The sequence below is a fragment of the Microbacterium sp. MMO-20 genome, assembly GCF_037147735.1.
GTDB lineage: Bacteria > Actinomycetota > Actinomycetes > Actinomycetales > Microbacteriaceae > Microbacterium.
This window is the reverse complement of sequence record NZ_JBBCUU010000002.1, coordinates 402,409-421,541: the sequence shown is the minus strand read 5'-3', so window position 1 is coordinate 421,541 and position 19,133 is coordinate 402,409. Positions and strand designations below refer to the sequence as shown.

Here is a 19,133-nt window from a genome sequence, read left to right as displayed (position 1 = left end):
CCTCCCCGGGGTGAGCGGCGCCGTCTAGGCTCGACGCAGACGTGACCGCAGCACGAGGCTGCCGTCCGAGATCCCGAGGAGACACCATGAGCGTGACCAGCGAAGCGACCACCAGCTGGAAGGGAAGCCTCACCGAGGGCTCCGGCGAGGTCGCTCTGGAGAGCTCGAACCAGGGCCCGCTCGCCGTCAACTGGAAGGCGCGCAGCGAGGGCTCGACGTCGGTCACGACGCCCGAGGAACTCATCGCCGCAGCGCACTCGTCGTGCTTCTCGATGGCACTGTCCCACGCCCTCGCCGGCAACGGGACACCCCCCGAGAGCGTTGAGACGACGGCATCGGTGACGTTCATCCCGGGCACGGGCATCACTGGCTCCCACCTCAACGTCAATGCGGTCGTCCCGGGCATCTCGGCGGAGGACTTCGCGCGCATCGCCGACGAGGCGAAGGCCGGATGCCCCGTCTCTGCCGCGCTCGCGGGCATCGAGATCACCCTCGAGGCGACGCTTGCCTGACACCACCGGGCGCGTCGTCGTCGCCGGGTCCTCGGGACTCATCGGCGGCGCGCTCGTGGCCGCACTCCGCGCTGACGGCGTCGCCGTCACGCGCCTCGTGCGGAGTGCGCCCGAGGACCCGGACGACGTCTTCTGGGATCCTCAGCGTGCTCCCCTCTCCCCCGATGTCCTCGCGGGTGCCCGCGCCGTCGTCGGGTTGAACGGTGCGAGCATCGGTCGGTTCCCCTGGACGAAGCGCTACAAGCATGACCTCGTCTGGTCGCGCCTCGCGCCCACGCAGGCGCTCGCGGCCGCCGTGCGCGCTCTCGGCGCCGGTGCGCCCGCCTTCGTCTCCGGTTCGGCTGTCGGCTATTACCCGTCGGCACCGGGCGAACGTCTGACGGAGCAGTCCCGGCGCGGCGACACGTTCCTCGCCGACCTCTGCGGGGAGTGGGAAGCCGCGGCGCGTGGGGCCGGTCCGCAGGCGCGCGTCGCGATGCTGCGGACCGCACCGGTCATCCACGCGGACGGCGTGCTGAAGCCGCTCATGCTGCTGACGCGCCTCGGTGTGGCCGGTCCCATCGGTCGCGGCACGCAGGTCTGGCCGTGGATCTCGCTCGACGACGAGGTCCGCGCCATCCGACACGTCATCGACGGCGACCTCGACGGCCCCGTGAACCTCACCGGCCCCGAGCGGGCGACGGCGAACGACCTCGGCTTCGCCCTGGCACGGCGGATGAACCGTCCGTTCCTCGTGCGCGCACCCGCGTGGGGCCTGCGGCTCGCCCTCGGCAAGGATGCCACCGAAGCGCTCCTCACGAGCGACATGGACGTCGTGCCGGAGCGGCTTGCGGCATCCGGCTTCACGTTCACGCACCCGACGGTCGAGGACGCGGTGGCCGCCGCCGTCCCCGCCCGCTGATCAGGAGCGGGCGGACTTCTCGAGCCGAATCGCTGTGCGGATGGCCTCGCGCGCCCGGCGTCGGTCGCCCGAGCCGTCATACGCGAGACCGAGACGGAACCAGGCACGCCAGTCGTCGGGGTGCGCCTCCACGTCGGCGCGGTACACGGGGAACAGGGCGTCGGCCTGCGCACGATCGGGGCGACCGCTCACGCGGACGTCGAGCTCTTCGTGCGGCAGCGCGTCGTCGGCCTCCAGGCGCCGCGCGAGCCGCTGTGCACCCACGCCGAAGGCGAGTTCGCGCCAGAGCGCCCACGCGGCGATGAGCGGAAGCACGACGAGCGCGGCTCCCATCGCGACGCCGACGCCGTCGCCCGAGGTCAGCAGCAGCCATGCGCGCTGACCCACCAGAACGATGTACAGGGCGAGCAGCACCGCCATGACGGCGACGCCGACGCGAGCGCTCATGCGCTCGTCGCGCGAGCGACCTGACCCGGGACGTCGCCCTCGTCGATCGGCGCCGGGATATGGGCGGCGCGGCGACCCCCGCCGAGGCCGAGATCGATCAGCGCGTCGAGGCCGACCGTCACGCCGCGCGCATCACGAGCGGCAGCGAGGGCGACGCGGATGCCGGGGGCGTACGCCTGAGCGGGATCGATCGTGTCGTGCACGATCGTGATCGACTCGCCCGGGCCGGAGAGGATCGTCTCCTGTCGAGCGATGACACCGGGCCGGCGGAGGGAATGGATGGGCACGCTCGCGACCTGCTGACCCCGCGCACGCTGATCGATGTGCGGGGCTTCGACGGGCCCGGCGCCGGCCCGGGCTGCGGCGATGAGTTCCGCCGTGCGCACGGCGGTGCCGCTCGGCGAATCGACCTTCGTCTCGCGGTGCGCCTCGATGATCTCGATGGACGGGAACTGGGGCGACGCCGCTGCGGCGAGGGCGCTCGCGATGACCGAGCCGAGAGAGAAGTTGGGGATGAACACCGCGCCGGTCCCCGCGGCCTCGACGAGGGGGCGCACGAGAGCGATGCGCTCGACCGACCAGCCCGATGTGCCGACCAGCACGTTGAGGCCGCGCTCGATCGCGGCGCGGACGACGTCGATGGAAACACCCGGGGTCGACGCGTCGACGACGAGGTCCGCGGCATCCATCTCGGCGAGGTCGCTGCGCGAGCCGAGCACGGCGGCGAGCTCGAAGCCCGGCTCTGCATCGATCACGGCACGGATGATCCCGCCGAGCTTGCCGGTGCCGCCTACGAGGGCCACTCTCGTCGTCATGCGTCTAGCCTAAGTGGATGGTCGCTCTCGAACCCGTCGACGTCGCCGATCCCCGCGCGCACACGCTCCTCACCGAGTACTTCGCGATGCGCGGCGAGACGTTCCCGGCGGGACAGACCTATCGCCCCGTATTCCCGGCGGCCGCGGTGTTCACTCCGCCCGCGGGCGTCTTCGTCATCCTCGTCGACGATGATGGGCGGGATGCCGGGTGCGGCGGCATCCGCCGCGTCGACGACGGCCCCCGCGGCGTCCGATACGAGATCAAGCACCTCTACGTCGGGCCCTCGACGCGCGGCCGTGGGTGGGGTCGCCTGATCCTCGAAGACCTCGAGGAGCGGGCTCGCGAGCTCGGCGCCCGCGAGCTCGTCCTCGACACGCACCACACGCTGGAAGCGGCAGGAGCGCTGTACGCCCGCAGCGGATACGAGACCATCGCTGCGTACAACGACAACCCCAACGCGACGCGCTGGTACGGCAAGGCACTCTGAGCCAGAGCTCAGACCGGGAGCGCCTCGGGGAGGCCGGTACGCAGCTCGACCGGCAGATGCGCGAGATCGTTGTGCGAAGCGAGGGTCCAGGGCCGTCCCGAGCGTTGGGAGAGCACGGTCAGCCCGCAGTGCGCCTGGTTGATCGTCATCCAGCGCCAGTCCGGCGCGTCGAGCACTTCACGCACGAACCACGCGATGACGAAGTTGTGCGTGATGAGCAGCTCATGCGCGTCGGGCTTGCGCACGAGGAACTCCCCCACGGCGTCGGCCATCTGAGCAGCCCCGGCCTCGATGTCGGCCTCGGTGATCGCCCCGAAAAACCCGTCGTAAGCGGGCGGCATGTCCGCGCCGGGTCCGCTCGGGATGCAGTCGAACAGCAGGGCCGACGGCTTCGGCTCGACCGAGGGCAGCCGCTCCGCCACGGCACGCGCCGTTTCGGCGGCACGCTCCAACGGCGAGTGCCAGACGGAATCCAGGGGGACGCCGGAGAGGCGATCAGCGAGCAGCTCCGCCTGGCGCCGCCCGCGGGGCGACAGCGGCCCGTCCTCGAGACCGTGCTCGGCGTCGAGATGCTCGCCGTGGCGCACGAGGTACAGATAATGCGTCACGGCGTCTCGTCTCGACATCGGGGGGAAGATGAGGTCTCAGCCTACGTCAGCTCCGCCACGCCGCCAGGACGGTTGCGCAGCGGAGCGTTCGGCACTACGAGGGCTGCGTGCGCTACTGCGCCGCTTTCGCGATCTCGGCGAGCTGCGCGCGGCTGAGCTTCACCCCGACGCCCTGGACGAGCTCGGCGACGTGCTGGACGGCGTATGCATTCACGACCGGCGCGACGACCGTGCGCTGCGCGAGCAGCCACGCGATCGCGACCGCCGACGTCGGAATCGAGAGCTCCGCGGCGATGCGATCCATCGCCCGGAGCGTCCGCTGACCACGCCGGTTCATCGCCGCTGCGAGTTGCGAGCCCCGGACGGATGCCGCGACCTGCGACCGCGTTCGATGCATGCCGGAGAGGTACCCGTGCTCGAGGGGCTGCGACGGCGTGACCGCGATTCCCTGCGCTCCGGCTACGAGGCGCAGATCCTGGTCGAACGCGCCCTGACGCAGCACGTTGAACGGCACGCTCAGTGCCGAGAAGCGCGGGTACCCGGCCGACGAGAGGATCCGAGCCTCGACGAGCTGAGCTGGGGTGTGGCCGACCGAGCCCAGCGCACGCACCTTGCCTGCTTCGATCAGCCACTCCGCCGTGGCAAGGGTGTCTTCGAGCGGCGTCTGGGCCTCGGCGGTGGCGTCGAGGTACAGCACGTCGATGCGATCGGTCTGCAGCCGCGTCAGGGACGCCTCGACCGAGCGGATGAGATTGACCGACCCGAGGCCGGGGTGGTCGGGGTTCGTCCCCACCCGGACGCACAGCACCGTGGAGTCGCGCGCGCGACGACGCGCCATCCACTCGCCGATGATGTACTCGCTGCGACCCGCGGCATCGGCGTCCGACGCCTTCACGGCGTTGCCGCCGCGCTCGCGGTAGGCATCGAGGATCGCATGGGCGGCCGTCGGATCGACGTGCCAGCCGAACTCCGCGCCACCGAGGATGAGCGGGAAGACCCGCGCGCCGGTCTCTCCGAGCGGCACGCGCATCGCGGCACCGAGCGGTGTTCCCTGAACGGGGATCGGCGCGGAGGGGTGCGGTGCCAGCGTCGTCACCGCGGTCGGCGTGGCGGGCGCGTCGGGAGTGCCCGGCTCGGGGCGCGTCGACGAGGGCGTTGCACCTACGCCGAAGAAACCCATCTCACACCCCCTCACGAAGCTGTTCGTCGTCGGGAGCCGCATCATCCGCATCCCCCGATGCGTAGTTCCGAGGGTAGGGCAGCCCAACGACGCACCCGAGCATTGCGGGGAACCCACGGTAAACATTGCATAACGCTTTGGCGTCGGGATCGCTCCCACCGCTCCACTGTCCCCCGAACGGGTGACAGAGCACGCACCGGCAGGGGAAAGAACGGATGCCCGTCCCTCCGAGTCGGGAGGAGACGGGCATCCGTGGTCGATACGACCTCAGGCGTGATCAGCCTTCGGCGGGTGCGTCACCGGGACCCTCGCTCGCGGCCGCGGAACCCTCCTGGTCGGCAGCCTCCTCCAGCACGGGCTCGAGCGACAGCTTGCCGCGGTCGTCGATCTTGGTGATGCGGACGAGCAGCTTCTGGCCGACGCCGAGGACGTCTTCGACGTTCTCGACGCGCTTGCCGCCGGCGAGCTTGCGGACCTCGCTGATGTGCAGCAGGCCGTCCTTGCCGGGAAGGAGCGAGACGAACGCGCCGAACGCCGCGAGCTTGACGACGGTTCCGAGGAACTGTTCGCCGACCTCGGGGTTCGTCGGGTTCGCGATCGCGTTGACCTGAGCGCGCGCGGCTTCGGCCGAGGGGCCGTCGGTCGCGCCGATGTAGACGGTGCCGTCCTCCTCGATGGAGATCTGCGCACCGGTCTCGTCCTGGATCGCGTTGATCGTCTTGCCCTTCGGGCCGATCAGCTCGCCGATCTTGTCGACCGGGATCTGAACGCTGATCACGCGCGGAGCGGTCGGGGCCATCTCGTCGGGGCCGTCGATCGCGGCGTTCAGCACGCCGAGAATCGTCATCCGGGCATCCTTGGCCTGCGTGAGCGCGGCCGACAGGACCGACGACGGGATGCCGTCGAGCTTCGTGTCGAGCTGGATTGCGGTGACGAATTCGGAGGTGCCGGCGACCTTGAAGTCCATGTCGCCGAGCGCGTCTTCGGCGCCGAGGATGTCGGTCAGCGCGGCGTAGCGCGTCTGACCGTCGACCTCGTCGGAGACGAGACCCATCGCGATGCCGGCGACGGGGGCGCGCAGCGGCACACCCGCGTTGAGCAGCGACAGGGTCGACGCGCACACCGAGCCCATCGACGTCGAACCGTTGGAGCCGAGCGCCTCGGAGACCTGACGGATCGCGTACGGGAACTCCTCGCGGCTCGGCAGCACCGGCACAAGAGCGCGCTCGGCGAGGAAGCCGTGCCCGATCTCGCGACGCTTCGGCGACCCGACACGACCGGTCTCACCGGTCGAGTAGGGCGGGAAGTTGTAGTGGTGCATGTAGCGCTTGCTGGTCGTGGGCGACAGCGAGTCGATCTGCTGCTCCATCTTGAGCATGTTCAGCGTCGTGACACCCAGGATCTGGGTCTCACCGCGCTGGAAGATCGCCGAACCGTGGACGCGCGGGATCACCTGGACCTCGGCATCCAGCGGACGGATGTCGGCGAGGCCGCGGCCGTCGATGCGGACGCCCTCGGTGAGGATGCGACCGCGCACGATCTTCTTCGTGACCGACTTGTAGGCACCCGCGAACTCGAGCGTCGCACCGGCGGGGAGCTCCCCCGCCTCGACGGCGGCGATGAGCTCGGCCTTGACGCGGTCCTTGACGGCGTCGTCGGCGTTCTGGCGCTCGATCTTGTCGGCGATCTGGTACACGTTCACCAGCTCGTCGTACGAGCGGCCCGCGACGAAGTCGTAGACCTCCTGGCTGTACGCGGGGAAGACCGGGTACGGCTGGATCTCCTTTGCGGCGGTGTTCGCCACGACGTTCTGCGCCGCGACGAGCTCCTTGATGAAGGGCTTCGACGCCTCGAGGCCCTGGGCCACGACCTCTTCGGACGGCTTCGTGGCGCCGCCCTTGATGAGGTTCCAGCTGTTCTCGGTGGCTTCGGCCTCGACCATCATGATCGCGACGTCGCCGTCGGGCAGAACACGGCCCGCGACCATCAGGTCGAAGACCGCCTCGTCGACCTGTGCGGCATTCGGGAACGCGACCCACTGGTCGGCGTGCTCGCCGTGGCCCGGGATGAGCGCGAGACGGACGCCGGCGATCGGGCCGGAGAAGGGCAGACCGGAGATCTGCGTCGACAGCGATGCCGCGTTGATCGCGAGCGCGTCGTAGTACTCGCCCGGAGCGATGGACAGGACGGTGACGACGATCTGGACCTCGTTGCGGAGGCCGTCGACGAACGACGGACGCAGAGGACGGTCGATGAGACGGCAGACGAGGATCGCCTCGGTCGAGGGACGGCCCTCGCGACGGAAGAACGAACCGGGGATCTTGCCCGCGGCGTAGGAACGCTCTTCCACGTCGACGGTCAGCGGGAAGAAGTCGAAGCCTTCACGCGGGTGCTTGCCGGCGGACGTCGCCGACAGGATCATCGTCTCCTCGTCGAGGTAGGCGGCGACCGCGCCCTGCGCCTGCTGGGCGAGGCGTCCGGTCTCGAAGCGGATGGTACGGGTTCCGAAGCGGCCGTTGTCGAGAACGGCTTCCGCGGCGGTGATTTCAGGACCTTCCAAGAGGTCTCTCCTTCTTTGTTTAGACTCGCACGCGCGTTTCGCGCGCGAGATCGTGCGAAGGAGCGGAGCAGGCGGATCCAGACGCGCAGCCGTGCCGCGCCGCCAGCGCTGGCCACCAGTAGAAAGCCACCCTGCATGCGCATTCGATACACCGCGCTGTGCGCAGCAGTCGATCACCGCAGAGGAACCCACCACAGGAGACCAGCTTCCCGCCGGTCCGCTCCGGACACCGCAGAGATTCCACGGCATCCTGTTCCACCCTATCAGCCGCGACCCGGCCCACGTAGGCTGGAGGCATGAGCACCGACGACCAGAACGCGACGGACGAGATGAAGCGCAAGTTCAAGGAGGCGCTCGACAAGAAGAACGCGCATCACCGCAGCGGCGAAGCGCACCTCGACGGCGACTCCGCGATCCACGGCACGCACGGCGCCGAGACCAAGCGCACGTTCCGCCGCAAGAGCGGCTGAAAGCCCCGGCAGAAAAGGCCGAAAGACGATGAGCGAACCGAACACCCCCTCCGACGAGCCCGCGGCCCCCGGTCTCGGCGAGGATGTGCCCTCCCGGGCCGAGGAAGACGACCTGACGCGCGCCGAGCAGATCGAGAACGAGCGCAGACTCGCGCTCGAGGTCGAGGAGTTCGAAGGCGGCATCCAGGGCTGAACCGACGGATCGACGACGGAACCACGGCACGCCGGCGCTGTGGGCGGTGATCGCCGTCGCGGCATCCGCCGCGCTCTGCGGCGACGGGCTCTGCTACCTCGTCGGCCGTACCGTCGGCACGACCAGGTGGGCCTGGATGCGGCGCCCACGCATTCAGTCCGCGTTCCTGTGGGCGCAGCGGCGACTCCACGATCGAGCCGCGCTCGTGCTGTTCACAGCGCGCTTCGTCCCCTTCGCGCGCCTCGCTGTCGGCGTGACCGCCGGGGCAACGCGCGTGCGAGCGCGCCGCTTCTTCGCCCTCGCCGCGTGCGCGGCGACGGCATGGGCCGCGTATCAGGCGCTCATCGGCGCCGCCATCGCGGCGATCCTGCCGGGCGGGCCCGTCGTGGCCGTCGTGGTGTCCGTCGCCGTCGCCATCGCCACCGGCGGGGCGATCGATGCGCTCCTCGCGCGGCGGATGCGGACTCAGGCGCCGAGTGCGTCCGCGCCCCACTCGGGCGGGCCGTCGGAACCGGCCGGATAGTCCTCGAGCGGGACATCACCGCGGCGCCAGGCGTCGCGGATCGGCTGAACGATCCGCCAGCATTCCTCCGCGGCGTCACCGCGGACGGACAGCATCGCATCGCCGTCGAGGATCGCGGCCAGCACCTCGACGTAGGCGCGATGGGCCCCGAGCCCGAGATCCGCCTCCAGCGTCGCGCGGTGGAGCGAGAACGGGTCGTCACCGCCGTTCACCGAGACCTCGAGGCCGAGGCGGTCGGGCCCGAGCGAGATCCGGACGACGCCGCCCCGCGCGTCGCCCGTGAAACCCGTCGGCAGGTGCCGCACGGGGCGCAGGGCGACCGTGATCTCCGCCGTCTTCGCACCGAGCGCCTTTCCGGAACGGAGCGTGAACGGCACGCCCGCCCACCGGGCGTTGCGCACCTCGAAGACGACCTGTGCGAGGGTCTCGGTCTCGAGCGCGGGGTCCACGCCGGGCTCGTCGACGTACGCGGGCAGGTCCTCCCCGCCCGCCGCCCCCGCGGTGTACCGGGCACGGTGCGAGAAGCGCACCGGGTTGTCCTCCCACACCCGCACGGCGCGCAGGACCGCGGAGGTCGCCGAGCGCACGTCCTCGGCGGACAGGGCTGCGGGCGGCTCCATCGCGAGGATGGCGAGGACCTGCAGCAGATGACTCTGGATCATGTCGTCGAGCGCGCCCGCGTGGTCGTAGAACGCCGCCCGCCCCTCGAGACCGAGCGTCTCGTCGAATCGGATCTCGACGCGCTCGACGTGTTCGGCGGACCAGATCGACTCGAACACGCGATTCGCGAAACGCACACCGAGGATGTCGAGAACGGTCGAGCGTCCGAGGAAGTGATCCACACGGAAGATGCGCTCCTCCGGCAGGAGCGCGGAAAGGACCCGGTTCAGCTCACGCGCGCTCTCCTCGTCGTCTCCGAAGGGCTTCTCCAGAGCGAGGATCGCCCCGTCCGGCAGCTCCCCCGGGGCCAGGGCTGCGCACGCCGCTGCGGCGGCGGCGGGCGGCACGGCGAAGTACAGCACGAGGCGCCCGGTGGGGGCATCCTCGATCACGCGGCGCAGCCCGGGAGCCGTCGTCGCATCGACCGCCAGATAGGGGATGGATGCCACGGAGGCGAAGGCATCCTCCGCGCCCGCCTCGCGGAAGGCGTCGCGCACGCGTCGACGCCACTGCGCATCGCTGAGCTCGGTGCGCCCCGCGCCGACGAGATGGATCCGGCGGTCCGGCCGACGGACTCCGGCGCGGAGTCCACGCGACGCTACGACGGCGACACCTTCATCCTCGTGACGCGCTGGAGCACCCCGACGGGCGTCACCGAGGTACGCGACTTCCTCGTCGTCCCCCCACACGGACACGAAGCGGATGAGCGGGTCGATCTCGTGCGACGCGTCGTCGGCGTCTCCGGCGACGTGACCTTCACGCAGGACGTGCGGCTGCGCTTCGACTATGCGCGCGCTCTGCCCTGGCTGCGGCAGACCGGAGACGCCGACGCGCCGGAGCTGACGGCGATCGCCGGACCGGATGCCGTCCTCCTGCGCGGGGCCCGCGTGGATGCCACCGATCACGTCCACCGCGGCGAGATCACCGTCACCGCCGGCGAAACGCGCGATCTCGTGCTGACGTGGCATCCGTCGCACCGCCCCGCGCCTGCGCCGCTCGTCGTCGCAGAGGCCGTCGCGCGCACGGAGCAGTGGTGGGCGCAGTGGGCGGCACACATCCGCGTCGAGGGTCCGCACCGCGATGTCGTCGTCCGCTCCCTGCTGACGCTGCGCGCCCTCACACACCACGACACCGGCGGGATCATCGCGGCGCCGACGACCTCGCTGCCCGAGCAGTTCGGCGGCGAGCGCAACTGGGACTACCGCTACGTGTGGCTGCGCGACGCGTCCCTGACGATCGAGGTGCTCCTCGCGCAGGGGTTCCAGCATGTCGTGCAGCACTGGCGGCAGTGGCTGCGGTATCCGAGGCGTCCGCGTCCATGGCTTGGACGCGCCGGACGCAACGGCGGTGCGCTGAGAGCGTATCCGCGCACGTCTGCGTGAGGAGATCGACCACCACGGAGTGAGCGCGAGCGGGCACTTCGTGCAGCACCGCGATACGGACGCCGTGGATGCCTCCCTGCTGCTCCTCCCGGTCTACGGCTTCTGCGCACCCGACGACCCGCGGATGCTCGCGACCGTCGCCGAGATCGAGCGCACGCTCATGCCAGACGGACTCGTTCTGCGCTATCGCACCGAATCGGGGGTCGACGGTCTCGAGGGACAGGAGAACCCGTTCCTCGCGTGCTCGCTGTGGCTCGTCGAGCAGTACGCCGCCTCGGGACGCGTCGCCGACGCCCGGACGCTGCCCGCGCGTGTCTGCGCGTGTGCCAACGATCTCGGCCTCTTCTCGGAGGAGTACGACGTGCGCGCCGGGCGCCAAGTGGGGAACATGCCGCAGGCGCTCACCCACCTTGCACTCGTCCGCGCGGCCGACGCCGTACGGCGCGCCGGCTGAGGAGACGTGCCGCGCCGCTCCGAGAAGGCATCGCGGGTGTCGGACAATGAAGAAGTGACCCGACTCCCCCGCATCGCCATGCCCGCTCGTCTCTCCGATGCCGAGGGCGCCGATGCGCGGGTGGGCCTCGCGAACGTGATCTTCGACGACGTCGCGGCACTCGTCCGCGCGGAGGCGCTCGATGTCGTCGTGGTGCGGGGTGCCGATCTCAAGGGATTCGACGGCGTCGTGCTGCCCGGCGGCGGCGACATCGACCCCGCCCGCTACGGCGGCGACGCCGCAGCACCCGTCTACGACGTCAACGACGCGCAGGATGATCTCGACTTCGCCGTGACAGCGGCGGCCGTCGCTGCAGGGCTCCCCATCCTCGGAGTGTGCCGCGGGCTGCAGGTGCTCAACGTCGCCTTCGGCGGCACGCTCGTCGAAGACCTCCCCGTCCGCCACGACGAGGTCAGGCACACCACGGGGGACGACGGCTGCGGCAATCTGGAGTGGACGTGGCATCCCGTCGAAGTCGCGCCGGCCTCGCGCCTGCGCGGCGAGGTGGATGCCGACGAGATCGCCGTCGCGTCGGGACACCACCAGGCCATTCGAGAGCTCGGCGCGGGCCTCACCGCCACGGCGGTCGCCGCCGACGGCGTCATCGAGGCGGTCGAGCACGCCGAGCTGCCGATCATCGCGGTGCAATGGCACCCCGAAGCCGAGGGGACCCCCGCGCAGCTCGCGGGAGCCCCCTTCGCCGTCTTCGCCGATCTCGTCCGCTCGCGCCGGCTCACCGCGCGCTGACCGCGAACGCGCGACTATTCGCCCGCGAGCCCGCCCAGCAGGTGTCCGCCGCCAGACGCGTTGCCGCCGCCGATCAACCGCTGGAAGCTGTCCAGATAGTTCTCCTGGGCGAACGGGTCGCCGCCTGTCGCCGGCGTGCGCCGCGCGACGGCCTCGGCGAGCTCCCGCGCACCCTTCTCGACACGGGCGCTCAGCGGCGCGACCTGGTCGGCCGCCCCACCCCAGTCGCTCGACGCGGCGAACACTCCGGTCGAGACGGCGTCTGCGTGGAGGTAGGCGAACAGCGGGCGGATCGCGTAGTCGATCGCGAGCGAGTGCCGCGCCGTTCCGGCGTTGGCCCCGATCAAGACGGGCATTCCGGTGAGGGCATCAGGGTCGAGCACGTCGATGAACGACTTGAACAGGCCCGAGTAGCTCGTGGAGAAGATCGGCGTCACCGCGATCAGCGCGTCGGCAGAGACGACGGTGTTGATCGCCGACTCCAGCGCGGGCGGCGCAAACCCCGTGAGCAGATTGTTCGTGATGTCGTGGGCGAGATCACGCAACTCGATCGTGTCGACGGATGCCGTGATTCCCCGCTCCGCGAGCTGGGTGACGGTCGCCGCAGCGAGCCGATCGGCGAGCATGCGCGTCGAGGACGGGTTCGACAGCCCCGCCGCGACGACCGCGATCCGGCGGGGAGAGGTGTCGGTGCTCATCGCGCGGCCGCCGCTCCGAACGCCGCTCCTGCAGGCGCGGGCACGTCCTGATAGGGCGACGGGCCGGACAGGTTGTCGCCGCGATTCGCGCGGGGCGTCGCCTGACGGCTCGGACCGTCGCCGTACGTCTCGCGGACGCGCGCGGGGTGCGTCGGGGCATCCGGCACGTTCGCGGGACGGTTCTGCGCGAGCTCCTTGCGGAGGACGGGCACGACCTCGCCGCCGAGGAAGTCGAGCTGCTCGAGCACCGTCTTCAGAGGCAGGCCCGCGTGATCCATCAGGAACAGCTGCCGCTGGTAGTCGCCGAAAAGGTCGCGCATGCCGGCGTACCGGTCGATGACCTGCTGCGGTGAGCCGACCGTCAACGGGGTCATCTCGGTGAAGTCCTCCATCGACGGGCCGTGTCCGTAGACCGGGGCGTTGTCGAAGTACGGACGGAACTGCTTCACGGCATCCTGCGAGTTCTTCGCGATGAACGCCTGCCCGCCGAGGCCGACGATGGCCGTCTCGGGCGCACCGTGTCCGTAGTGCTCCCAACGCTGGCGGTAGAGACCGATGAGCCGCTGGTAGTGCTCGGCGGGCCAGAAGATGTTGTTCGCGAAGAAGCCGTCGCCGTAGTAGGCGGCTTGTTCGGCGATCTCGGGCGTGCGGATCGAGCCGTGCCACACGAACGGCGCGACGCCGTCGAGGGGGCGCGGAGTCGCGGTGAACCCTTGCAGCGGAGTGCGGAACTTGCCTTCCCAGTCGACGACGTCCTCGCGCCACAGCTTGTGCAGCAGCGCGTAGTTCTCGATCGCGAGGGGCAGGCCCTGACGGATGTCCTTGCCGAACCAGGGATAGACGGGACCCGTGTTGCCGCGGCCCATCATGAGGTCCATGCGCCCGCCGGAGAGGTGCTGCAGCATCGCGTAGTCCTCGGCGATCTTCACCGGGTCGTTCGTCGTGATGAGGGTCGTCGACGTCGAGACGATGAGGCGCTCGGTCTGCGCCGCGATGTAGGCGAGCGTCGTCGTCGGCGACGACGACCAGAACGGCGGGTTGTGGTGCTCGCCGAGCGCGAAGACGTCGAGTCCCACCTCTTCGGCGTGCTTCGCGATCGTGACGGATGCCTGGATGCGCTCGGCCTCGCTCGGAGTATGCCCCGTCGTCGGATCCTGCGTGATGTCGCTGACCGTCATGAGGCCGAACTGCATCTGCTGCCGCTCGGCGCTTGTGGCGCCGTTGGTGTCGACGGTGTCGATGTTCTCGCTCACGGTGTTCCCGCTTTCCGGATGCCTCGGCATCCATTACATGCAGATGAATATATCCCATCCAACGCAGCAGCGTCCAGGTTATTCCCGCCCGGGTAGGGTTGCCTGCGATGACCGATCCGCCCGCCCCGCGCACCGGGACGACACGCGCACCGAAGCGCCGGGTGCCGTTGTGGGACAACGCGCGGTTCGCGTGCATCGCGCTCGTGGTGCTCGGTCACGCCGTGCAGCGGCTGACCTACGACAGCGACGTGGCCCTCGGCCTCTATCTGCTCGTCTACGCGTTCCACATGCCCGCGTTCGCGATCATCTCGGGGTACTTCTCGAAGGGCGATGCTCCCAGCAAGCGTCAGATGGCGCGCGTGCTCACCGACATCGTCGCGCCCTACGTGATCTTCGAGACACTGTGGACGCTCGTGAAGTGGCTCGTCGAGGGGCAGGCCGACCCCAACCTCACCCGCCCGTCATGGACCCTGTGGTTCCTGCTCGCGCTCGCGATCTTCCGCCTCGTCCTCCCCTACCTCGCCCTCCTGCGCTGGCCGCTTCTGTGGACGGTCGCGATCTCGATCGCCGCGGGGTACTGGACGAACATCGACTCGACGCTGTCGCTGTCGCGGACCCTCGGCCTCCTCCCCTTCTTCACGCTCGGGTGGTGGCTCACCGATCGCGACGTCGTCGCACGGTTCGGCCTGCTGCAGCGCCGGCGGCTCGGGGTGCGGATCGCCGCGATCGCACTGTTCGCCGTCGCGGGCTTCGTCGCCTGGTTCTTCGTCGACACGTGGCGCGCGGTGAATCTGCGCGAATGGCTGTTCTACGACGCGAGCTACGCCGATCTCGGCGGACCGTGGTGGTCCGGAGCGGTTCGGCTCGCCCTCATGGCGATCGCGCTCGTGCTCTCGGTCGCCTTCTTCGCCCTCGTGCCGCGCGGCACGTACTGGTGGACGCACTTCGGCCAGTACACGATGTACGTATACCTCCTGCACTCTTTCGTGCTGTACCCGCTGCGCGAGACCGGCGTCCTGCGCAACGCGGAGCCGACCTGGCTGTGGCTGCCGGCCGTCATCGCGGGCTCGGTGCTCGTCGCCCTGGCCCTCGCGACGAAGCCGGTACGCACGGTCTTCCGCCCCCTCATCGAGCCCCGGCCGGCATGGATGTTCGCCGACCGCACGCTCGCGGCGCGGGAGGGCCGGCGCAGCGATCCGACCGGCTCGAAACGCCCCCGGTAACGCGACGCAACACTCGCGCGCGCGGCGCGGCATCGGCTTATCGTCGGGACATGAGCGAGCTGAACCTTCCCGTCCTCGACCTGTCGCAGCTGGACGAGGGCCCGGATGCCGCGGCATCCTTCCGCGCGCAGCTGCGTGCCGCCACCCACGACGTCGGCTTCTTCTACCTCACCGGCACGGGCGTGACGCCAGAACTCGAAGCACGCCTGCACCGGACGGCGCGGGCGTTCTTCGAGCTGCCGGAGGCCGACAAGCTCGCGATCGAGAACATCAACAGCCCCCAGTTCCGTGGCTACACCCGCATCGGCGGCGAGCGCACGCAGGGCGAGGTCGACTGGCGCGAGCAGATCGACATCGGCCCGGAGCGGGGCGTCGTCACCGACGCGGACGCACCCGACTTCGCCCGCCTGATCGGTCCGAATCTGTGGCCCGACGCTCAGCCCGAGCTGCGCGAGGTCGCGACCGAGTGGCAGGAGCATCTGGCGGGCGTCGCACGGAAGCTGCTGCGCGCCTGGGCGCTCGCCCTCGGCGCACCCGAGACGTACTTCGACGAGCACTTCGGCGAACCGGCGACGCTCCTCAAGATCGTCCGTTACCCCGGTTCACGCGATCCCGAGCCCCAGCAAGGCGTCGGCGCGCACAAGGACTCGGGCGTTCTCACTCTACTCTGGGTCGAACCCGGCAAGGGCGGTCTGCAGGTCGAGCGCGGCGGCGAGTGGGTGGATGCCCCGTCGGTGCCCGGCGCGTTCGTCGTCAACATCGGCGAGATGCTCGAGTACGCCACGGGCGGCTACCTCACCGCAACGAACCACCGTGTCGTGTCGCCGCGGTTCCCGGACGACCGCATCTCCGTTCCGTACTTCTTCAATCCCGCCCTCGACGCGCGGCTGCCGCTCATCGACCTTCCCGCCGACCTCGCTGCCGACGCGCGGGGAGTGACGCAGGATCCGTCGAATCCGATCCACTCCCTTTACGGCGAGAACGCTCTCAAGTCGCGCCTGCGCGCCCACCCGGACGTCGCCGAGCGCTGGCACGCCGACCTCGTGGCCGCTCGCGCATAGACCGTGCGCTCACGACGAAGGCCGCCCACACCGTGGGCGGCCTTCTCAAGAATGTTTTGCGCGATTGAACGCTGGTGCGTTGCTTATCGACGGAGACCGAGGCGCTCGATGAGCGAGCGGTAACGGTTGATGTCGACATCCTGCAGGTAACCCAGCAGGCGACGGCGCTGACCGACGAGCAGGAACAGGCCACGACGCGAGTGGTGGTCGTGCTTGTGCTCCTTGAGGTGCTCGGTGAGGTCCTTGATGCGCTGCGTCAGCATCGCGACCTGCACCTCGGGGGATCCGGTGTCACCGGGGTGCGTCGCGTACTCTTCGATGATCGCCTTCTTGACGTCTGCTTCCAGTGCCATAGGTGATCCCCTTCCTCTTTGTTGCGCGGCGCCCGACGCCTGATGCGTGGGCTCTCTTTCTCCGCGGCCGATCCAACGGCAACCCGAAGAGTCTACCAGCGCGAGGGATGCCGCAGCGAATCCGCGCTCCGCGGCGGCCGGTAACCTCGATGAGTGAGCACCCCGAAGCGCCTTCCCCGTCTGCGGCGCGATCATTTCATCGATCTGCGTCCCTTCCGGGTGAGCCCCGCGTTCGCTCGCCTGTGGGTCGGTTCGACGCTCGCCGGGCTCGGCGGTCAGCTCACGATCGTCGCCGTCATGCTGCACGTCTACGAGCTCACCGGCGATACGTTCGCCGTCTCGATGGTCGCCGTCGTCGGGCTCGTCCCGATGATCATCGCCGGCCTCTACGGAGGAATGCTGGCGGATGCCTTCGACCGCCGCCTCGTCGCTCTGCTCGCGGCATCCGTGACGTTCCTCTCGACCCTGCTGCTGGCGATCCTCGCATGGTCGGGGCACGAGAGCGTCGCCTGGCTGTTCGTCCTGTCCGCCGTGAACTCGTCGGCGAACTCGATCGTCGGGGCGACGAAGTCGGCGATCACACCGCGCCTTCTCCCCCGCGAACTGCTGCCGGCCGCGGCGGCGCTCCAGGGCATCACGGTCGGGATCATGGTGATGGCGGGCCCGGCGCTCGCGGGCGTGCTCGTCGCGTTCACGGGCTACGCCTGGACCTACTCGATCGACGTCGTACTCATGACGAGCCTGTTCCTCGGTCTCTGGACGCTGCCCCGCATCCGCCCCGAGGGTGAGATCGTCCGTCCGGGACTCGAGTCGCTCCGTGATGGGCTGAGGTTCTTGCGGCACGCACCGAACATCCGCCTGCAGTACATCCTCGACATCACGGCGATGACGTTCGGCCACCCGATCGCCCTCTTCCCCGCGATCGGCGCCGTGCTCCTCGGGGGCGGCGCCATCACGACGGGAGCCCTCACGGCCTCGATCGCGGCGGGCGCCTTCGTGTCGAGCCTCTTCTCGGGGCCGATCGGACGCTACCGCTGGCACGGGATCGGCATCCAGCGCTCGATCCAGGTGTTCGGCGCGGCGACGGCGGTCTTCGGGCTCGTCCTCGTCGCGGGCGCCCTCGGCTGGTTCGCTCCGCCGCGGGTCGACGAGACGCACGCCAACCTCGTGCTCATCGTGCTCGCGATGATCGCGCTCGCTCTCACCGGAGCCGCCGACAACGTCAGCGCGATCTACCGCTCCACGATGATGCAGGCCGCCGTCCCCGACACGATGCGCGGACGCCTGCAGGGCGTCTTCATGGTCGTCGTCGCGGGCGGGCCGCGCATCGGAGCCCTGTACGCGGGCACACTCGCGACCCTCACCGCGCTCTGGGTCCCGTCGCTCGTCGGCGGGCTCGTCATCGTCACTCTCGTCGGCGTACTGGTGCGGCTGAATCCCGGTTTCCGCGCGTACGACGCGGAGCACCCCGTCCCCTGATCCGCGCTCGACTGCCGCAATCCGGCGGATATCGGTCATCGTGGTCTCCTGCGTGCACCGGTGTCCGCACCCCGGACTATCGTCGCCTCGTGACCCCGCGCACTCCGTCTCCCGCCTCCGCCTCACAGGCGTCGATCGCTCTGCAGTTCGTCCTGTGCGGGATCGTCTGGGGATCGAGCTTCCTGTTCATGAAGGTCGCGCTCGAGGGGATCTCGCCCGCACAGGTGGTCTGGGGACGGCTGCTGCTCGGCGGAATCACGCTCGGCGTGTTCGTCGTGCTGCGTCGCGAACCACTGCCGCGACGCCTCGCCGTGTGGGGACATATGACCGTCCTCGCCGTCTCGTTCTGCGTCGTGCCGTTCCTGCTCTTCTCGTGGGCGCAGCAGCACGTCACGAGCGGCCTCGCGAGCATCTACAACGCCACGACCCCGATCATGACGGCCATCATGGCGTGGCTCGTCTTCCGCGTCGAGCGTCTGAAGATCGGCCAGATGATCGGCATCCTCGTGGGCATCCTCGGCGTCATGGTCATCATCGCGCCGTGGCAGGGACTCGACCTCTCGCAGAGTGTGCTCGCACAGCTGACGATCCTGGGAGCGACCGCCTGTTACGGGTTCAGCCTCGCCTACATGCGACGCTTCACGTCGAATACCGGGATGAGCGCGCTCGTGTTCTCGTTCCTCAACATCGGGATCGCGGCGGCCATCATGCTGGTCCTGACGCCCGTGCTCGTGCTGACGCCCGTGCACCTCGACATCTGGGTCATCGGCAGCGTCGTGCTGCTCGGATGTCTGGGCACCGGCATCGCGTACATCTGGAACCAGAACGCCCTGCGCGCGTGGGGCCCGACGCGTGCGTCGACCGTCACCTACATCACGCCTGTCGTCGGTGTGCTGCTGGGGGTCGTGATCCTGGGCGAGAGCCTCACGTGGAACGAGCCCGTGGGCGCGGTCGTCGTCTTCCTCGGCATCCTGCTCGCACAGAACCGCCTGCGCCTCCCGCGCCGGGCGGGCAGACGAGCGGGAGGGGATGCCGCGCTCGCGGCACCCCCTCCCGGAGTTCCGGCCAGTGGAGGCCGGTGAGATCG

General features: G+C 69.9%; 22 protein-coding genes. 13 read left to right on the top strand and 9 right to left on the bottom strand.

Translation table 11 applies throughout. The annotated features are described in order from the left end of the window. The first annotated feature begins 86 nt into the window (after nucleotides 1-86). Together WFI52_RS05610 and WFI52_RS05605 are read left to right on the top strand one after the other, a co-directional pair. Complete coding sequence (locus WFI52_RS05610) at nucleotides 87-512, top strand: OsmC family peroxiredoxin (RefSeq protein ID WP_292864660.1); 426 nt, start codon at nucleotides 87-89, stop codon at nucleotides 510-512. After that, nucleotides 505-1,413, top strand: a complete 909-nt coding sequence (locus WFI52_RS05605; protein ID WP_336625714.1) for a TIGR01777 family oxidoreductase — start codon at nucleotides 505-507, stop codon at nucleotides 1,411-1,413. Before WFI52_RS05610 ends, WFI52_RS05605 begins: the two co-directional genes overlap by 8 nt. Here WFI52_RS05605 and WFI52_RS05600 read toward each other — a convergent pair whose 3' ends face one another. Then, on the bottom strand, nucleotides 1,414-1,860 hold the full coding sequence (locus WFI52_RS05600) for a tetratricopeptide repeat protein (RefSeq protein WP_336625715.1): 447 nt from the start codon (nucleotides 1,858-1,860) through the stop codon (nucleotides 1,414-1,416). Next, the gene (dapB, locus tag WFI52_RS05595; RefSeq protein ID WP_336625716.1) at nucleotides 1,857-2,675 is read right to left on the bottom strand and encodes a 4-hydroxy-tetrahydrodipicolinate reductase; all 819 of its coding nucleotides are present in this window, start codon (nucleotides 2,673-2,675) and stop codon (nucleotides 1,857-1,859) included. Before dapB ends, WFI52_RS05600 begins: the two co-directional genes overlap by 4 nt. Nucleotides 2,676-2,692: 17 nt before the next feature. Here dapB and WFI52_RS05590 point away from each other — a divergent pair, with 17 nt between their 5' ends. Continuing rightward, the gene (locus WFI52_RS05590; protein ID WP_336625717.1) at nucleotides 2,693-3,163 is read left to right on the top strand and encodes a GNAT family N-acetyltransferase; all 471 of its coding nucleotides are present in this window, start codon (nucleotides 2,693-2,695) and stop codon (nucleotides 3,161-3,163) included. Nucleotides 3,164-3,171: 8 nt separating this feature from the next. On the opposite strand, the gene WFI52_RS05585 is transcribed toward WFI52_RS05590, so the two are convergent. The 3 genes from WFI52_RS05585 to WFI52_RS05575 all read right to left on the bottom strand — a co-directional run bounded on the left by WFI52_RS05585 (nucleotide 3,172) and on the right by WFI52_RS05575 (nucleotide 7,511). Next, nucleotides 3,172-3,771 carry a histidine phosphatase family protein gene (locus WFI52_RS05585; RefSeq protein ID WP_336626077.1) on the bottom strand — a complete coding sequence of 200 codons (600 nt, stop codon included), beginning with the start codon at nucleotides 3,769-3,771 and terminating at the stop codon, nucleotides 3,172-3,174. Nucleotides 3,772-3,883: 112 nt separating this feature from the next. Beyond that, on the bottom strand, nucleotides 3,884-4,951 hold the full coding sequence (locus WFI52_RS05580; protein WP_336625718.1) for an aldo/keto reductase: 1,068 nt from the start codon (nucleotides 4,949-4,951) through the stop codon (nucleotides 3,884-3,886). Nucleotides 4,952-5,228: 277 nt separating this feature from the next. Further along, nucleotides 5,229-7,511: a polyribonucleotide nucleotidyltransferase gene (locus tag WFI52_RS05575; protein WP_336625719.1), complete on the bottom strand. Its 2,283-nt coding sequence runs from the start codon at nucleotides 7,509-7,511 to the stop codon at nucleotides 5,229-5,231. A gap of 296 nt (nucleotides 7,512-7,807) precedes the next feature. On the opposite strand from WFI52_RS05575, the gene WFI52_RS05570 reads away from it, so the two are divergent. Genes WFI52_RS05570 through WFI52_RS05560 form a run of 3 tightly spaced genes read left to right on the top strand, consistent with a single transcriptional unit; the run spans nucleotide 7,808 to nucleotide 8,697 of the window. After that, a complete protein-coding gene (locus WFI52_RS05570) occupies nucleotides 7,808-7,981 on the top strand; it encodes a DUF5302 domain-containing protein (RefSeq protein WP_336625720.1) in 174 nt (57 codons plus the stop codon). A gap of 28 nt (nucleotides 7,982-8,009) precedes the next feature. Next, nucleotides 8,010-8,174 (top strand): hypothetical protein, encoded by a 165-nt coding sequence (locus WFI52_RS05565; protein ID WP_336625721.1) that lies wholly within the window; start codon nucleotides 8,010-8,012, stop codon nucleotides 8,172-8,174. Nucleotides 8,175-8,220: 46 nt separating this feature from the next. Next, on the top strand, nucleotides 8,221-8,697 hold the full coding sequence (locus WFI52_RS05560; protein ID WP_336625722.1) for a DedA family protein: 477 nt from the start codon (nucleotides 8,221-8,223) through the stop codon (nucleotides 8,695-8,697). Here the strand turns inward: WFI52_RS05560 and WFI52_RS05555 are convergent. Continuing rightward, nucleotides 8,640-9,911, bottom strand: a complete 1,272-nt coding sequence (locus tag WFI52_RS05555) for a glucose-6-phosphate dehydrogenase (RefSeq protein ID WP_336626078.1) — start codon at nucleotides 9,909-9,911, stop codon at nucleotides 8,640-8,642. The genes WFI52_RS05560 and WFI52_RS05555 overlap by 58 nt on opposite strands. Here WFI52_RS05555 and WFI52_RS05550 point away from each other — a divergent pair. Genes WFI52_RS05550 through WFI52_RS05540 form a run of 3 tightly spaced genes read left to right on the top strand, consistent with a single transcriptional unit; the run spans nucleotide 9,906 to nucleotide 11,979 of the window. Beyond that, the gene (locus WFI52_RS05550) at nucleotides 9,906-10,739 is read left to right on the top strand and encodes a glycoside hydrolase family 15 protein (protein ID WP_336625723.1); all 834 of its coding nucleotides are present in this window, start codon (nucleotides 9,906-9,908) and stop codon (nucleotides 10,737-10,739) included. The genes WFI52_RS05555 and WFI52_RS05550 overlap by 6 nt on opposite strands. A gap of 19 nt (nucleotides 10,740-10,758) precedes the next feature. Beyond that, entirely contained in the window at nucleotides 10,759-11,193 is a 435-nt protein-coding gene (locus WFI52_RS05545) for a glycoside hydrolase family 15 protein (RefSeq protein ID WP_336625724.1), read from the top strand. A 54-nt stretch (nucleotides 11,194-11,247) separates the two neighbouring features. Further along, entirely contained in the window at nucleotides 11,248-11,979 is a 732-nt protein-coding gene (locus tag WFI52_RS05540; RefSeq protein ID WP_336625725.1) for a gamma-glutamyl-gamma-aminobutyrate hydrolase family protein, read from the top strand. A 14-nt stretch (nucleotides 11,980-11,993) separates the two neighbouring features. On the opposite strand, the gene WFI52_RS05535 is transcribed toward WFI52_RS05540, so the two are convergent. Both WFI52_RS05535 and WFI52_RS05530 read right to left on the bottom strand, forming a co-directional pair. Beyond that, nucleotides 11,994-12,677, bottom strand: coding sequence for an FMN reductase (locus tag WFI52_RS05535; RefSeq protein WP_336625726.1), 684 nt, complete (start codon nucleotides 12,675-12,677; stop codon nucleotides 11,994-11,996). Beyond that, on the bottom strand, nucleotides 12,674-13,870 hold the full coding sequence (locus tag WFI52_RS05530) for an LLM class flavin-dependent oxidoreductase (protein WP_336626079.1): 1,197 nt from the start codon (nucleotides 13,868-13,870) through the stop codon (nucleotides 12,674-12,676). The genes WFI52_RS05535 and WFI52_RS05530 overlap by 4 nt, the downstream gene beginning before the upstream one ends. A 167-nt stretch (nucleotides 13,871-14,037) precedes the next feature. Here WFI52_RS05530 and WFI52_RS05525 point away from each other — a divergent pair, with 167 nt between their 5' ends. Then, nucleotides 14,038-15,153 carry an acyltransferase family protein gene (locus WFI52_RS05525; RefSeq protein ID WP_336625727.1) on the top strand — a complete coding sequence of 372 codons (1,116 nt, stop codon included), beginning with the start codon at nucleotides 14,038-14,040 and terminating at the stop codon, nucleotides 15,151-15,153. Between the two features lie 50 nt (nucleotides 15,154-15,203). Further along, on the top strand, nucleotides 15,204-16,214 hold the full coding sequence (locus WFI52_RS05520) for an isopenicillin N synthase family dioxygenase (RefSeq protein ID WP_336625728.1): 1,011 nt from the start codon (nucleotides 15,204-15,206) through the stop codon (nucleotides 16,212-16,214). 83 nt (nucleotides 16,215-16,297) lie between these two features. Here WFI52_RS05520 and rpsO read toward each other — a convergent pair whose 3' ends face one another. Then, nucleotides 16,298-16,567 carry a 30S ribosomal protein S15 gene (gene rpsO, locus WFI52_RS05515; RefSeq protein WP_018187174.1) on the bottom strand — a complete coding sequence of 90 codons (270 nt, stop codon included), beginning with the start codon at nucleotides 16,565-16,567 and terminating at the stop codon, nucleotides 16,298-16,300. 153 nt (nucleotides 16,568-16,720) lie between these two features. On the opposite strand from rpsO, the gene WFI52_RS05510 reads away from it, so the two are divergent. Together WFI52_RS05510 and WFI52_RS05505 are read left to right on the top strand one after the other, a co-directional pair. After that, nucleotides 16,721-18,046, top strand: a complete 1,326-nt coding sequence (locus tag WFI52_RS05510; protein WP_336625729.1) for an MFS transporter — start codon at nucleotides 16,721-16,723, stop codon at nucleotides 18,044-18,046. 89 nt (nucleotides 18,047-18,135) lie between these two features. Then, a complete protein-coding gene (locus WFI52_RS05505; RefSeq protein ID WP_336625730.1) occupies nucleotides 18,136-19,128 on the top strand; it encodes a DMT family transporter in 993 nt (330 codons plus the stop codon). Nucleotides 19,129-19,133: the final 5 nt, after the last annotated feature.

Excerpts from the sequence above, each read along its gene's own strand:
- WFI52_RS05610 (WP_292864660.1), top strand. The coding sequence starts at position 87 with ATGAGCGTGACCAGCGAAGCGACCACCAGCTGGAAGGGAAGCCTCACC.
- WFI52_RS05600 (WP_336625715.1), bottom strand. The coding sequence starts at position 1,860 with ATGAGCGCTCGCGTCGGCGTCGCCGTCATGGCGGTGCTGCTCGCCCTG.
- dapB (WP_336625716.1), bottom strand. The coding sequence starts at position 2,675 with ATGACGACGAGAGTGGCCCTCGTAGGCGGCACCGGCAAGCTCGGCGGG.
- WFI52_RS05590 (WP_336625717.1), top strand. The coding sequence starts at position 2,693 with ATGGTCGCTCTCGAACCCGTCGACGTCGCCGATCCCCGCGCGCACACG.
- WFI52_RS05580 (WP_336625718.1), bottom strand. The coding sequence starts at position 4,951 with ATGGGTTTCTTCGGCGTAGGTGCAACGCCCTCGTCGACGCGCCCCGAG.
- WFI52_RS05570 (WP_336625720.1), top strand. The coding sequence starts at position 7,808 with ATGAGCACCGACGACCAGAACGCGACGGACGAGATGAAGCGCAAGTTC.
- WFI52_RS05565 (WP_336625721.1), top strand. The coding sequence starts at position 8,010 with ATGAGCGAACCGAACACCCCCTCCGACGAGCCCGCGGCCCCCGGTCTC.
- WFI52_RS05550 (WP_336625723.1), top strand. The coding sequence starts at position 9,906 with ATGGATCCGGCGGTCCGGCCGACGGACTCCGGCGCGGAGTCCACGCGA.
- WFI52_RS05535 (WP_336625726.1), bottom strand. The coding sequence starts at position 12,677 with ATGAGCACCGACACCTCTCCCCGCCGGATCGCGGTCGTCGCGGCGGGG.
- WFI52_RS05530 (WP_336626079.1), bottom strand. The coding sequence starts at position 13,870 with ATGCAGTTCGGCCTCATGACGGTCAGCGACATCACGCAGGATCCGACG.
- WFI52_RS05525 (WP_336625727.1), top strand. The coding sequence starts at position 14,038 with ATGACCGATCCGCCCGCCCCGCGCACCGGGACGACACGCGCACCGAAG.
- WFI52_RS05520 (WP_336625728.1), top strand. The coding sequence starts at position 15,204 with ATGAGCGAGCTGAACCTTCCCGTCCTCGACCTGTCGCAGCTGGACGAG.
- rpsO (WP_018187174.1), bottom strand. The coding sequence starts at position 16,567 with ATGGCACTGGAAGCAGACGTCAAGAAGGCGATCATCGAAGAGTACGCG.